Raw genomic sequence first — 231 nt, 5'->3', positions numbered from 1 at the left:
CTATCTTCTAATAATTTCATAATTGGAACAACACCGCTTGATGCATTCTCAATTTTCTTGATTGGGTCACCTGCTGCACGAACGTTAGACAAGCTTACCCCTACTCCTCCTCCAATTCTTGATAATTGAAGAGCTGAGTTGATTGTACGACCGATACTGTTCATGTCGTCAGTTGTTTGAATTAAGAAGCAAGAAACGAGTTCCCCACGACGTTTTCTTCCGGCATTCAAG

Annotated in this window: 1 protein-coding gene; it reads right to left on the bottom strand. The window is 41.6% G+C overall.

Annotation, left to right across the window (positions count from 1 at the left end):
- On the bottom strand, nucleotides 1–230 hold a 230-nt coding region (locus AC23P2_RS31470), incomplete at its 3' end, for a hypothetical protein (protein WP_487776846.1).
- Nucleotide 231: the final 1 nt, after the last annotated feature.

It is taken from the genome of Runella sp. R0.1_18 (assembly GCF_057652155.1).
This window is presented reverse-complemented; position numbering and strand designations above follow the sequence as displayed.